This is a genomic window from Delftia sp. 11MD (assembly GCF_050907895.1).
GTDB lineage: Bacteria > Pseudomonadota > Gammaproteobacteria > Burkholderiales > Burkholderiaceae_C > Comamonas > Comamonas tsuruhatensis.
Window position 1 is genome coordinate 3211268 of sequence record NZ_CP194333.1, and the last position, 13347, is coordinate 3224614.

General features: G+C 67.1%; 11 protein-coding genes and 1 pseudogene. 7 read left to right on the forward strand and 5 right to left on the reverse strand.

Translation table 11 applies throughout. The annotated features are described in order from the left end of the window. Position 1: 1 nt before the first annotated feature. Positions 2 to 874, forward strand: coding sequence for a class III extradiol dioxygenase subunit beta (locus ACRSCF_RS14565; RefSeq protein WP_244451645.1), 873 nt, complete (start codon positions 2 to 4; stop codon positions 872 to 874). After that, the gene (locus ACRSCF_RS14570) at positions 871 to 1590 is read left to right on the forward strand and encodes an alpha/beta fold hydrolase (RefSeq protein ID WP_244451646.1); all 720 of its coding nucleotides are present in this window, start codon (positions 871 to 873) and stop codon (positions 1588 to 1590) included. The genes ACRSCF_RS14565 and ACRSCF_RS14570 overlap by 4 nt, the downstream gene beginning before the upstream one ends. A gap of 18 nt (positions 1591 to 1608) precedes the next feature. Here the strand turns inward: ACRSCF_RS14570 and ACRSCF_RS14575 are convergent, their stop codons facing one another. Further along, positions 1609 to 2880 (reverse strand): LysR family transcriptional regulator, encoded by a 1272-nt coding sequence (locus ACRSCF_RS14575; protein WP_244451647.1) that lies wholly within the window; start codon positions 2878 to 2880, stop codon positions 1609 to 1611. Positions 2881 to 3049: 169 nt separating this feature from the next. Between ACRSCF_RS14575 and ACRSCF_RS14580 the strand changes: the two genes are divergently transcribed. Both ACRSCF_RS14580 and ACRSCF_RS14585 read left to right on the forward strand, forming a co-directional pair. Further along, complete coding sequence (locus ACRSCF_RS14580) at positions 3050 to 3502, forward strand: nuclear transport factor 2 family protein (protein WP_034369080.1); 453 nt, start codon at positions 3050 to 3052, stop codon at positions 3500 to 3502. Between the two features lie 116 nt (positions 3503 to 3618). Further along, positions 3619 to 4797 (forward strand): porin, encoded by a 1179-nt coding sequence (locus ACRSCF_RS14585; protein ID WP_244451648.1) that lies wholly within the window; start codon positions 3619 to 3621, stop codon positions 4795 to 4797. On the opposite strand, the pseudogene ACRSCF_RS14590 reads toward ACRSCF_RS14585, so the two are convergent. Beyond that, positions 4745 to 5046: pseudogene (locus ACRSCF_RS14590) on the reverse strand (IS3 family transposase); the annotation flags it as partial. The gene ACRSCF_RS14585 and the pseudogene ACRSCF_RS14590 overlap by 53 nt on opposite strands. Positions 5047 to 5387: 341 nt before the next feature. Between ACRSCF_RS14590 and ACRSCF_RS14595 the strand changes: the two are divergent. Beyond that, entirely contained in the window at positions 5388 to 7250 is a 1863-nt protein-coding gene (locus tag ACRSCF_RS14595) for a methyl-accepting chemotaxis protein (protein ID WP_209669250.1), read from the forward strand. Between the two features lie 49 nt (positions 7251 to 7299). After that, complete coding sequence (locus ACRSCF_RS14600; RefSeq protein ID WP_034369077.1) at positions 7300 to 7860, forward strand: chemotaxis protein CheW; 561 nt, start codon at positions 7300 to 7302, stop codon at positions 7858 to 7860. A gap of 105 nt (positions 7861 to 7965) precedes the next feature. On the opposite strand, the gene ACRSCF_RS14605 is transcribed toward ACRSCF_RS14600, so the two are convergent. The 3 genes from ACRSCF_RS14605 to ACRSCF_RS14615 all read right to left on the reverse strand — a co-directional run bounded on the left by ACRSCF_RS14605 (position 7966) and on the right by ACRSCF_RS14615 (position 12390). Continuing rightward, entirely contained in the window at positions 7966 to 10173 is a 2208-nt protein-coding gene (locus tag ACRSCF_RS14605) for an AAA family ATPase (protein WP_279613728.1), read from the reverse strand. Further along, on the reverse strand, positions 10170 to 11420 hold the full coding sequence (locus ACRSCF_RS14610; protein ID WP_016446084.1) for a hypothetical protein: 1251 nt from the start codon (positions 11418 to 11420) through the stop codon (positions 10170 to 10172). Before ACRSCF_RS14610 ends, ACRSCF_RS14605 begins: the two co-directional genes overlap by 4 nt. A gap of 148 nt (positions 11421 to 11568) precedes the next feature. Continuing rightward, complete coding sequence (locus tag ACRSCF_RS14615) at positions 11569 to 12390, reverse strand: hypothetical protein (RefSeq protein ID WP_034366995.1); 822 nt, start codon at positions 12388 to 12390, stop codon at positions 11569 to 11571. Positions 12391 to 12595: 205 nt separating this feature from the next. On the opposite strand from ACRSCF_RS14615, the gene ACRSCF_RS14620 reads away from it, so the two are divergent. Next, positions 12596 to 13327: a 2OG-Fe(II) oxygenase gene (locus ACRSCF_RS14620; protein WP_034366991.1), complete on the forward strand. Its 732-nt coding sequence runs from the start codon at positions 12596 to 12598 to the stop codon at positions 13325 to 13327. Positions 13328 to 13347 lie beyond the last annotated feature (20 nt).

Consider the following 13347-nt stretch of genomic DNA (forward strand, 5'->3'; position numbering starts at 1 on the left):
CATGGCGCGCATCACCGCATCCGTCTACACCTCGCATGTGCCCGCCATCGGCGCGGCCATGGACCTGGGCAAGGTGGGCGACCCCTATTGGCAGCCTTTGTTCAAGGGCTTCGAGCACTCGCGCCAATGGCTCAAGGACAACAGGCCCGACGTGATCTTCCTGGTCTACAACGACCACGCGGCCGCGTTCAGCCTGGATTTCATCCCGACGTTTGCCATCGGCACGGCCGCTGAATACCAGCCCGCCGACGAAGGTTGGGGCCCGCGCCCCGTGCCCAAGGTCGTCGGCCATCCGGAGCTGGCCAGCCACATTGCGCAGTCGGTGATCCAGCAGGACTTCGACCTGACCATCGTCAACAAGATGGACGTGGACCACGGCCTGACCGTACCGCTGTCGCTGATGTGCGGCGAGCAGGACGCGCACACGGGCGCCTGGCCCTGCCCGGTGATTCCGTTTGCCGTCAACGTGGTGCAGTACCCCGTGCCGTCGGGCCAGCGCTGCTTCAACCTGGGCCGTGCCATCCGCCGCGCCGTGGAAAGCTTCGACGAAGACCTGAACGTGCAGATCTGGGGCACGGGTGGCATGAGCCACCAGCTGCAGGGCGCGCGTGCGGGCCTGATCAACAAGGAGTGGGACAACCGCTTCCTGGACCTGCTGATCGAGAACCCGGCCGGCCTGGCGAAGATGCCGCATATCGACTACGTGCGCGAGGCTGGCTCCGAAGGCATCGAGCTGGTGATGTGGCTGATCGCGCGCGGTGCCATGGCCGATGTGGATGGCCCCGCGCCGCTGCCCAGGGTCAACCACCGCTTCTACCATGTGCCCGCGTCCAATACGGCCGTGGGACACCTCATCCTGGAGAACGCTGCATGAGCCGGCCTTGCGTGGTACTTCTGCCGGGCCTGCTGTGCGACGAGACGGTCTGGCGCGAGCAGCATGCGGCCCTGTCCTTTGCCGGTGTTGCCGAGTGCATTGTTCCGTCCTATGGCGCGGCGGCCACCATCGAAGACATGGCGCGCCTGGTGCTGGATGGCGTGGCGGCCGAGCGGTTTTCGCTGGCGGGCCATTCCATGGGCGGGCGCGTGGCCTTGGCCATTGCCGGCATGGCGCCCCAGCGTGTGGAGCGGCTGGCCTTGCTGGACACCGGCATGGACCCCATCGCCCCGGGCGAGGCCGGCGAGAGCGAACGCGCCAAGCGCATGGCGCTCTTGCAGATCGCCCGGCACAGCGGCATGCGCGAGATGGGCCTGCAATGGGCGCGCGGCATGGTGCATCCGGACCGGCTCGATACGCCGCTGTTCAGTGAGGTGCTCGACATGGTGGCGCGCTTCACGCCCGAGGTGTTCGCCGCGCAGATCAATGCCTTGCTGAACCGCCCCGATGCGGGCGATGTGCTCAGGCAGCTGCGCTGCCCGACCCTGCTGGCCTGCGGTCGCCAGGATGCCTGGAGCCCGCTGTCACGCCATGAGCGCATGCAGGCCCTGTGCCCGGGCGCCGAGCTGGTGGTGATCGAGGACAGCGGCCACATGAGCACCATGGAGCAGCCGCACCAGGTGTCGCGGGCACTGCTCGACTGGATGGGGCGCTGAGCGAGCGCTGCGCTCAGCCTAGGCCGGCAGATCGCCCACGGCCCGCCGGCAGGCCTGCATGAACAGCTCCAGGTCCTGCGATGCCGTGCTCAGCGCACGCGTGGCCAGCCCGATGCGCCTGCGTGTGGAAGGCAGGTCCACGGGCACGATGGACAACTGCCCGCCGTGGTCATCCTGCAGGGCCTGTCCGCGCGAGGCCAGGGCCAGCCGGCCCGTCTGCAGCACAAAGGCCAGCGTCATGGTCGGGCTGCTGGCGCGCAGGCTGGCGCGCGGCGGCTCCAGGCCCTGGCTGCGGAACAGCTGGACCATGGCGCGGTCGGCCGGCGTGCCGGGCAGGGGCGACACCCAGGGCCATTGCAGCAAGTCCTCCAGAACCAGCTGGCCGCAGCCCAGGCAGGCATGGCCGGCCGGTGCCACCACGACCAGGTCATCGTCGAACAGGTGCAGCTGGCGTACCTCATCGGAGGGCATATCGGCGCGCAGGGCGCCGGCGATGGCGTCGATGTCGGCGCTCAGCAGATGCTGCACCAGGCTCTCGTAGGTGCCGTCCACGATGCTGACCTCGATGTCCGGGTGGCTGGCGGCCAGGCTGTCGACAGCGCGCGGCAGGAAGATTCCCACCGACAGCGGCAGCACGCCGACCACCACGCGCCCCCGGATCTCGCCGCGCCAGGCGGAAATATCGCTGTCCATGCCGCGCACCTCGGCCAGGGCCAGCTTGACACGGCGCAGCAGCGCTTCGCCGGACGGCGTCAGCCGCGTGCCGAAGGCCAGCTTGTAGAACAGCTGCATGCCCAGACTGGTTTCCAGCCCCTGCAGCGCCGCATGCACGGCGGGCTGCGTCAGGCCCAGCCACTGCGCGGCCAGGGATTCGCTGCCGCAGTCGGCAATGGCCATGAGGGCGCGCAGCTGGCCCGCAGGCACGGTCTCGGCAAAACGCTCGGGCAGGGGAGGGCGCCTGGCCGCCAGCGTGGCGGCAGCCTGGGCGTCGGCCGCGCCGCTGCCCAGATGCTGGAGCATGGCCTCTATGCGGGCGGCCAGCTGGCTGCCCAGCGGGGTCGGCATCATGCCGCGCGCACCGCGCATGAACAGCGGCATGCCGCAGGCCTCTTCCAGTTGCAGTACCGAACGCGCCACGGCCGGCTGAGAAAGATGCATAGCCTGGGCGGCCCGCGTGGTGCTGCCGTGGCGCACCACGCCCAGCATGGCGCGCATGGCTCGCAAATGGCCTCCCAACTCGGGAAAACGCGAGGGATTGCTGCTGGCCCAGGGGGCAAGGGAAAGGTTCATTGAAAGGCGCTTCGCGGTACGTTGGAAGAACGTGTTTTGATTTTCCCATAAGAAAAACGCATTGATGGCCGGGGCTCCGGCATTGGCCGGATCGATGCCGGCGTGGAATGCTTGGTGCCTGGATCAAGACAGCCCATCGCAGGCTGCGGATTCCGGGGAGACAAGAAACATGAACCATGAAATCGAACGGCTGCTGGCCCGCCAGGCCTGCCTGGATCTGGTGCTGCGCGCTGCTGCCTTTGCGGATGCCGGTGATGCCCAGGCCCTGGCCCGGCTGTTTGCCGAAGACGGCCAACTGCAACGGCCCGGCGGCGAGGTGCTGGGCGGGCGCACGGCCATCGCCGCTGCGTACTCCCGGCGTCCTGCGGGCCGCATGACCCGGCATCTGGTCACCAACACGCTGGTGGAACTGCAAGGCCCGGACCGCGCCAGCGCGCGCAGCCATGTGCTGCTGTGGTCCTGCGACGAGGCCGATGCCATCACGCCGCACGGCCGCCCGGCGCAACCGCGCCAGCTCGTAGGCGAGTTCGATGACACCTTCGGCCGCAGTCCTGAAGGCCGTTGGCTGATCACGCGCCGCGTGGCGCGCTTCGTCATGTACCGGGACCTCCCGGGCGCCTGAAGAGCAGGGCGCCCAGCCGCTTTCTCCCATTTCCCCGTGCCCGCCACTCTCGCCTTTCTCAAGGCGCAGCGTTGCGGCGTGCCGATTCCGCAACGACAACGACAGGAGACACAAGCATGAAACGCACTCTCAAGAGCATTCCCCAACCCCCAGCCAGGCGCCCAGTGCGGGCTTGTCTGGGCCGCCTCGCCCCGCTCGCCATGCTGGCAGCAGCAGGCGGCGCCCAGGCCCAGACCGCCTCATCGGTGACGCTGTACGGCCATCTGGACACCGGCATCGAGCACCTGACGAATGTGCAAGGCGGCGGATCGCTGACACGCATGCCCGGCCTCACGGGAACGGCACCGTCGCGCTGGGGGCTGCGCGGCAGCGAGGATCTGGGCGGCGGCCTGAGCGCCGTCTTTGCGCTGGAGTCAGGCTTTGGCCCGGATGCCGGCACCTTCAACCAGGGCGGGCGGGGCTTCGGGCGCCAGGCCTGGGTGGGGCTGTCCGGAGGCTGGGGCAGTGTCTCGCTGGGGCGCAACTACACCATGCTGTACTGGGCATTGTTCGATGCCGACCTGCTCGGCCCCAACGCCTTCGGCCTGAGCAGCCTGGACAGCTACATCCCCAACACGCGCACCGACAACTCCCTGGCCTACCGGGGACGCTTCGGCGCCTGGAGCCTGGGCGCCGCCTACAGCCTGGGACGCGATGCCGTCAACGCCGGCCCCAGCCCGGCCGGCACCAACTGCGCCGGCGAATCGGCCACGGACAGGCAGGCCTGCCGCCAGTGGTCGGCCATGCTGAAGTACGACACCGCGCCCTGGGGCTTTGCCCTGGCCGTGGACGAGATGCGCGGCGGCGCCGGTGCATTTGCAGGGCTCACGCGCTCGGACCTGAAGGACCGCCGCATCATGCTCAACGGCTATGCCGCGCTGTCACCCACCATCAAGCTGGGCGCCGGCCTCATGCGCCGCGACAACGACGCGGCCCAGGCGGCCTCGGCCAGCAACGGCGCCACGCCGCGCAGCACCCTGGCCTGGGGCGGCCTGTCCTGGTCCCCCAGCGCCGCCATCGTGGTCGATGGCCAGCTGCAGCAACTGCGCTATGCCCGGGGCGGCGACCGCTCCACCCTGCTGGCCCTGCGCGCCACCTACAGGTTCTCCAAGCGCACGGCGGTCTATGCCCAGGCCGCGCGCATTGACAACGGACAGCGCCTGGCCATCTCGGTCAGCTCGGCCGCAGCCGGCGGCAGCCCGCTGGCGGGCGCATCGCAGACCGGCCTGATGCTTGGCATGCGCCACTCGTTCTGAAACCGAAGGCAAATACAACAGGCCAGCTGGGCAAGTCGGCAATTTCCTGGCGCAGTTCGGCGAGCAGCCCGGCGTCGTCGCCGGGTGTGCGATGGCTGCGGCCATCGGCCCAGCCTCACCGCGCCCAGGCAGGTCGTGCACAGGCGAGCGCAATCCACTTTTTTCTGCGGCGTACCGCACGGCTTCCTTGAGGATTTCGTTCTCCAAGGTTGTCTTGCCGAGCACGCGCTGCAGCTTGGCTATTTCCGCGCAGACACCGACAGCGGACTCCTTGATATCCGTACATGCCGAGTTGTGGACCGGAGATGTGCTCACGCGCATAAGTAGCAATTTCCTCAAATTGATAGAAAAATTTAATTCATATTTGATTAAATTGATATCTATGATGCAGCCATCGGATCAATTTTGGCATTCAATGGCAGCATGTGGCTGCGCCGATCCGGCCAGTTCAGGGTGACGCGGGACAGCGCAGGGCAGGGGGGCTGAAAAGTCGCAAGCCCCATGCTCTGCGCCAAGCCAGGTCAAGCCTGCATGGCGAACTCAACTCCATCGTCCTGGTCGAGGGCGAGAGCACAGTGGAAGGAACAACAATGAGACTCCAGATCAGACAAGCCTACAGTTTTGGTGCCGCTCTCCTGCTGGTTCTTGGCGCAGCCACCATTGGCGCAGCCATCATGAGCAACCGCAGCAGCGCTCTTGCCGACGAAACCGCCGCCAGGCGATACCAGTCCTACCTGCTGGCCGATGAGTTGCGGCAAAGCTCTGACGACCTCACCCGATTGGCGCGCACCTACGTGGCCACGGGTGACGCCAAGTGGGAGAAGCAATACATCGAGATTCTGGATATTCGCAATGGCAAGCTGCCACGGCCTCAGGCCTACGAGCGGATCTATTGGGACTTCCGGGCAGCCGATGCGCAAAACGTGCGTCCTGCAGGCGAAACGGTGCCGCTGCTTGATCTGATGAAGCGGGCCGGCTTTGCAGACAACGAACTCGCCAAGCTGGCCGAAGCCAAGGCCAACTCAGATGATCTGGTGCGCACTGAAACCATCGCCATGAACATGGTGAAGGGCCTCTATGACGACGGCAAAGGTGGGTTCACGCGCCAAGCTGAACCCGACAAGGCCAAGGCTCTGGGGATGATGCACGACTTGGCGTACCACCAGTACAAAGCCAAGATCATGAAACCCGTGGACGAGTTCCTGATTCTTCTCGATGAGCGCACGTCAGCACAGCTGGCCGCAGCCGTGGCGGCGCGGCAGCAATGGTCGAAACTTGCCATGGCCTCGACGGCATTGCTCATCGTGAGCCTGCTCGCCGGGCTCCTTTATCTGCGTCGTCGCACCAGCGCCGTGCTTGGCGACGTCAGTCGTGTGGCATCGGGCATTGCGGCAGGGGAGCTTGATCAGTCGATCGATCTCGGAGTGAGGGGTGAAGAAGGTGACCTGCTGCGCACTATGGGCAGCATGCAGCAGCAATTGTCTAGCGTGGTGGGCGCCATTCGCAGTGGTGCCGACAGCGTGGCGACAGCCAGCTCCGAGATTGCACAGGGCAACCAGGACCTGAGCCAGCGCACCGAAGAGCAAGCCAGTGCCCTGCAACAAACGGCCGCCACGATGGAGGAGCTGGGCACCACCACCCGCAACAACGCCGACAACGCCAAGCAGGCCAATCAACTCGCTCAGGGCGCCTCGGCCGTCGCTGCGCAAGGTGGCGAGGTGGTCGGCAAGGTCGTCACCACGATGCAAGGCATCAGCGACAGCAGCCGCAAGATCGGCGACATCATCGGCGTGATCGACGGCATCGCCTTCCAGACCAACATCCTGGCGCTCAACGCAGCCGTCGAGGCGGCCCGCGCAGGTGAGCAGGGCCGCGGCTTCGCTGTCGTGGCGTCTGAAGTGCGCAGCCTCGCGCAGCGCAGCGCTGAGGCTGCCAAGGAAATCAAGGCCCTGATCGGCCGTAGCGTCGAGCAGGTGGAGCAAGGCACCGTGCTGGTGGACGAGGCCGGCAAGACCATGGGCGAGATCGTCGCCTCGATCCAACGCGTGAGTGACATCGTGGCCGAGATTACCTCGGCCAGCGTCGAGCAGAGCTCCGGCATCGGGCAGGTCGGCGAGGCCGTCAGCCAGATGGACCAGGTGACGCAGCAGAACGCGGCGCTTGTGGAAGAGAGCGCTGCCGCCGCAGAGAGCCTGAAGGGCCAGGCCCAGAAACTGGTGCAGGCCGTGGCGGTGTTCAAGCTGTCGCATGAAGGACTTGGAGGCTCGACCCACGCTGCGGCCCCAGCGGCCAACGCTGCTGCCGTCGAGCGTCGCGGCCCGGACCGTGCCAAGAACATCGCCCGGCCGGCATTCAAGGCGAAGGCTGCTGCAGCCCCAGCATCGACCTCTGAGTCGAGCCGGCTCGCTATCGCACCTGCCAAGACCGGCACTGACGACTGGACGTCGTTCTGAGCGCGGCTCGCCGCGCCAGAACCCGCCCCCAATCTCCAAGGAGTCGAAGATGACCGCCATGATTGAAGAGCGCCCAACGGTAGCACCGGTTACGGCGCAGACGACAGCCGCCTCATCAACCCGGGCTGCCAATGCAGTGGTCGCCATGCCCAACGAGTTCCTCAGCTTCCGCCTGGGTGGCGAGGAATACGGCATCGACATCCTGCGGGTACAGGAGATCCGCAGCTACGAGGCACCCACCCGCATTGCGAACGCACCGCATTTCATCAAGGGAGTGATCAACCTGCGTGGCGTGATCGTGCCCATCGTCGACCTGCGCCTGAAGCTCGGTTGCGAGTCGGCCGAGTACACCGATTTCACCGTCGTCATCGTGCTGAACGTGCGCGGACGGGTCATCGGCGTGGTGGTCGATTCGGTGTCGGACGTTCTGGCGCTGGGCGCGGACAACATCAAGCCGGCGCCCCAGATGAGTGCCTCGGTGGATGCCGGCTACATCATGGGTATGGGATGCTTCAAGAGCGGCGATGTCGAACGCATGCTGATTCTGACCGACATCGAAGCGCTCATGAGCAGCGCCGAGATGGGGTTGATGGAGGCCGCGATGCTTTGATTGATACGATGTATATTATGTTAAATCACAGTTGCGATTAGCACTGTCCAAACCCAGGTAAGGCACTCTTCCTGCACCAGGCCTGCCTGTCTTCCGCCTCTTTTTTCAGCTGTTCAACCCTCTTCCCAGGCTCTCCAGTTCCTGCCTCAACAACAACTCCGTCTCCTGCGGTTCGAACTGGCGTTGCAGCAGCGGGATGGTGAAGACGTAGCGTGCGTCGTGCAAGCCGTGGGTTTCATCGCGGCGCAGGACGTAGGCCAGTTGCAGGCGGGCCAGGGATCGGCGCAAGGCCTGGGCCTGGCCGGTGGCGCCGTGGGCCTGGACCAGGGCGTCGAGCGCGGTCAGGCTGGTGTGACCTTGCTGGGCCGTGTGATAGACGGCGATGCGGTCCAAGCGGCAGGCCTGTTCGTCGGTGCTCAGGCGGCCCCAGCCGACCAGCGCATCCTGTACGGGCTGGGATTCCAGCGCCTGGCGCAGGTGGCGCTCTTCGATCACGCGTTCGTCGGGCCCCAGGGCTTGCAGGCATTCCTGGCAGAGGATGGCGACCAGATTGGCCCGCCTGCCGCTGGCCTCGATCAGGCGTTCGGCCAGGGCGTCGTTGGCGTAGCCCACGCGCAACCTGCGCAGCGGCTCGGTGGCCAGTGCCTGGCATGCGGACGGCTCCAGGCCGCCGATGGCCAGGATGTCGCCGAAGTTGCGCAGCGGCGACTGGTAGTCGAGCAACGCGGCCGCATAGAGATCCCAGAATCCAGCCAGCATGAACCAGCAACGGCCCTCCTCGCTGAGTGCGCGCAAGGCGCTGAGCTGGGGATAGCCGTTGCGGGCCTCATCGCGGAAGAACAGGTCGGCCTCGTCGATCAGCAGGTACAGCCGCCTGCCCTGCGATTGCGACTGCAGGTGTTCGATGATGGCCTCCAGCGGTGTCTCCACGGGCAGGCCGAACTGGGTGGCCAGGCGCGGCGTAAGGCGGTGGTCGCGCAGCGAGAGGTAGTGGCAGGCAATGGACGGATGCTCCTGCAGGCGCCGTTGCACGGCCTTGAGCAGGCTGCTTTTGCCGAGCTGGCGCCCTCCCACGACCAGGTAGTTGGCCGGTTCGCGGTTGAGTATGCGCGCCAGCAGGCGCTCGCGGCCGAAGAACACGTCCTCGCGCGTCACGCCGCCGCGCGTCTGGTAGGGCGAGATGCGCGTGACCTGCAGCTGCGCGGCCAGCAGCCGCAGCAGCACCTGCGCGGGCTCGCCGCCCATCAGCCATTCGGTCTGACCGGGGCTGTCCAGCACTGCGTGCAGATTGGCGCGGTCCTCGGCATGGCGCTGCAGCAGCGGCATGGGCGACTGGGGATGCTGGGGGCTCACGATGAGCACCACGTCGCCGCCGGTCTGCAGCAGGCGCAGCTGGCGCACGAGTTCGCCCTCTTCCAGTTCTTCCAGCTGCTCTGGCAGCGCATAGACCAGGCAGCGGCCCAGGGCGATGGGCAGGTCCGGCGGCAGCGTCCATTCGAACATGCCACCGGGCACGGGCCATTCGCCCTCGGCGGTTTTGCAGGTGGCCGACAGTCGTTCGGCCAGGGCGCGCACGCGGGCGGCGGGGCTGGCGCTGGCAAGGCGCAGGGCACGCTGCCAGTCGGGCGGGCGTATGCCTGCGGCGCGCAGCACGGCGGACCGCCGGCCGGTGAGCCGCAGCAGCCGGTCCAGCTGGGGAAGATGCTGATACGGCTTGCGGCGCAGGCGCCCGGGCTTGAGCTGCGCCGGGCCTATCAGCGGATGGCGGACCAGCCACAGCAGGGCCAGGCCGCCAAAGACCAGGGCGCAGGTCCAGATGATGTTGCGCAGCCAGCCAAAGGGTTCGTGCTCTGGCTGGCTTGGCGAGGGGCTGCAGTTCAGCGGCAGATAGCGTGGCGGGGTGGGTGGCTGGCCGCCCTGGCAGCTCCAGTCCTGGCTGGGCATGTTCAGCTGCAGCAGGACCTGGGTTCCTGAGAGCACGCCCATCTGGCTGTCGCGCACGATGTCCGCCTGCAGCACGAAGGGCCTGGGCGAACTCATGCGCACGCGGGGCTCGGCAATCTCCGGTGCCACGCTGGCGATGTCCTGCGGCCAGCTTTCATGCTGGCGCACATGCTCCATCAGGGCCAGGCGCCACAGGATGATTTCGTTCCAGACCCGCCCTGAACTTTCCGCGCCCTGCAGGCTGCCGCGGGTAACGGGGTTGTAGCGGGGCAAAAGTATGGCGGTGCCTATGAACAGCGTGAACAAGGCCAGCAGCGCGGCGCGCCAATAGGATCGGGGCAGCTGCAGAAGGCGGGCCGGGCCGCTCATGCCTGCAGCACTGCCATTGCGGCTTCGCGGGCGATGTCGCAGCGCCAGTGCAGGTGGGCGCCCTCGCCCGCTCCGCGCACCTGCAGCAGGTTGCCCCAGAACAGGCGCCGCAGCACGGCATCCTGCAGATAAGGCCGCGCACGGCCCAGCGATGCCGCATCCACCAGGCTTCGCAATTGATCGCGTGCGGCCGGCTCCTGCGCCAGGGGCAGCAGGGTCTGCCACAGGCGCGCACTGGCCACCAGATGGGCGCGCAGCAGTGGCGAGTGCACGGCAGCGATGCCCACACCCTGCTCCACCAGCCATTGCAGCGCTTCCTCGAAGAGCGCGGGATGCCCGCCCGTCAGGGCCTGCAGCGCCTCGATGACCTCGACCGGCCAGGCTGTTGCCGGCCAGCGCTGGCGCGCCATCAGGGCCAGGTCTTCCAGCGTGGGGTCGGGCCAGTGCGCCACCTGGCCGATGTTGAGCAGGGACAGGTCGCCGCTGCGGTACTTGAGGTCGGCCAGCGCCTCGCTGCCGCACAGCAGCAGGTGCAGGCGGCCGCTGTGCATTTCGCTGAGGCTGCGCAGGATGCCGGCCAGCGTCTCGCGCAGTGCGGCCGTGCCTTGCTCGAAACGGCTGACCAGGCAGAACAGGCGGCCGCCTGCCAGCAGGCGCTTTTCCAGCAGGGCCTCGAATTCATAGTCCGAGCCCACCTCGCCCAGCCCGCACTGCCGGCCCAGGGCCGCAAAGTAGTCGGCCGGGGCCGTGCTCACGCTGTACGGCGGCTGGATGTGCAGTACCGCCTCGGCGCCGTACTGGGCGCGGGCACGCAGCAGCAATTCCTGGCGGAACGGGGGCTGCCCCCAGTGCGCGGGAGACAGCAGCATGGTGATGGCATAGGGCGAGGCCTGGGCCAGCTGGGCAAAAAGCCGGTCCATGAAGCCGGCAAAAGGCTGGGCGCCAGCGGCTGGCGCCTGCAGCGGGAACTGCGTGGCAAAGCCGGCGGCGGAGAACAGGCGATTGGTCTCCGCCTCCGTCAGCCGCAGATACTGGGCGCAGGCGGCCAGCCGGTCGCGCGAGCGCGGATTGGGCAGGGAAACCCCATTCCTCCAGTTGTTGACGGCTTCCCGGCTCAGCCCGATCTCGGTGGCCACCCCCGAAGCGCTGGCACGGATGCGGCGCATGTACAGACCCAGAAGATGGCCGAAATCCTCGTGAACGCCTGCTGCCACGGCGGGGCCCTGCTCGATTGCGGTGGGCTGCATCAGCATTGGCCCTGCTCAAAAAGACGGCGCCTGATGGCGCATGTCCATCCTGCCGTGACGACGGTCGGTATCCACATCCTGTTCACCCTCTCCTGGGACTTTGCCGGATCTTGTGCAATTTGTTTCATTCTGCCGAGCGCGGATTGTCTCAGGATGCCGGGTCGCTGCCGCCCTGCCCCGCGAACTCCCGCTGCGCACTGGCCATCCGGTACAGCGGCAGTACGACCGCCAGTACCAATCCCAGGGCCAGCCAGAGCCACAGACCCTTGCCTCTGAAAGCCAGGGCGGCAACCACGGTGAACGCGACGGCCTCGCACAGTCCGCGAAAGCCTGCCCGCAGCATGAACAGGCCCGCGATGCCGTCCACCGGCGACACGCCGCTCTTGCGCAGGCTGGCCATGGTCTCCAGCAGGGCCTGCACGGACTCCTGGGCCTGGCGATCGCGTTCCTGGTCACGCTCGCGCAGTTGCCTGATGGCCATGGGCTGGGCGGGATTGCTGAGTGAGGTGCCATCGTTGCCCTCTTCCTGCCCCGGGCGCGGATAGACCTCTGCGTCGGGATCGACCAGCACCTGGCGCTCCGGGTAGCGGGCCAGCCAGGCATGGTGGCTGACCCATTGGCCGGCATCGAAGTGATAGCGCTCGCTCTCTCCCACCTGGTCATAGAAGACATGCAGCACCGCCGCCTGCAGGCCGTGCTGGAACAAGGTCTCCAGCAGCCGCCAGGGCATGCCGGCTGTGGTGCGGGTGTCAAAGCCCAGCTCCAGGTGCTGGGGGTGGCCCAGGGCGCTGGCATTGGCCCAGTCGTCATCCCACAGCGCGGACCGGTCCAGGGCGGGGTCCAGCTCATGGATCCAGCGCTCGGCCTGCTCCCAGGACTGCCGGGCCAGGTACTGGCAGATCAGTTGCACGCGGCGCAGCTGCAGGGGCGTATCGAAGAAAAGATAGAGGTGATGGACGTTGCTGGACATGGCGGGCCTGAGGCGTTTGCAGGAATGCCGCGATTGTTCAATTGCAGCTGCCAGCCGGCCCTCCCAGGCCTGTCCAGCACGCGGCTGGCAGGCGCTGCCGCCGGTTGACATTCTGTCCACTGCAAGAAGCGGGATGCAGGCGCTGCGGCGGCGCCCTAGACTGCGGCAATTGCCCACAGCGCCCATGCCGCCAACCGCGCCCGCCATGCACAACCTCCGTCTTTTCGACAACGAAGCTTGCGAATCCGCCCCGCCCTGCCAATGGACGCAGATGGAGCACCAGCTCGACGAGCACGGCTGTGCCCGGCTGCCCGGCCTGCTGGACGCGCAGCAATGCCGTGACCTGGCGGCCCTCTACACCAGGGAAGACGGTTTTCGCTCCCGCATCGTCATGGCCCGCCACGGTTTCGGGCGTGGCGAATACCGGTATTTCGACTACCCCTTGCCACCTCTGCTGCAGCGGCTGCGCGAACAGCTGTATTCCCGCCTGGTGCTGGTGGCCAACCGCTGGAACCAGCGCATGGGGCTGGATGTGCGCTATCCGGACCGGCTGCAGGACTTCCTGGCGCGCTGCCACGCGCACGGGCAGTTGCGGCCCACGCCGCTGATCCTCCAATACGGCGAGGGCGACTACAACTGCCTGCACCAGGATGTCTATGGAGAGCATGTGTTTCCGCTGCAGGTGGTGTTGCTGCTGTCGCGGCCGGGGCAGGACTTTGCGGGCGGGGAATTCGTCATCACCCAGGCCGATGGCGACAGGCAACGGGCCGATGTGATGGCGCTGGACCAGGGCGATGCGCTGGTCCTGGCCGTGCGCCACCGGCCCGTGCCGGGGCGGCGCTCAGGCTACCGCCGCGCGGCCATGCGCCATGGCGTCAGCCGCGTCCGAAGCGGCCATCGCCATACCGTGGGACTGATCTTTCATGACGCACTCTGATATGACGCACTTTGATGGAC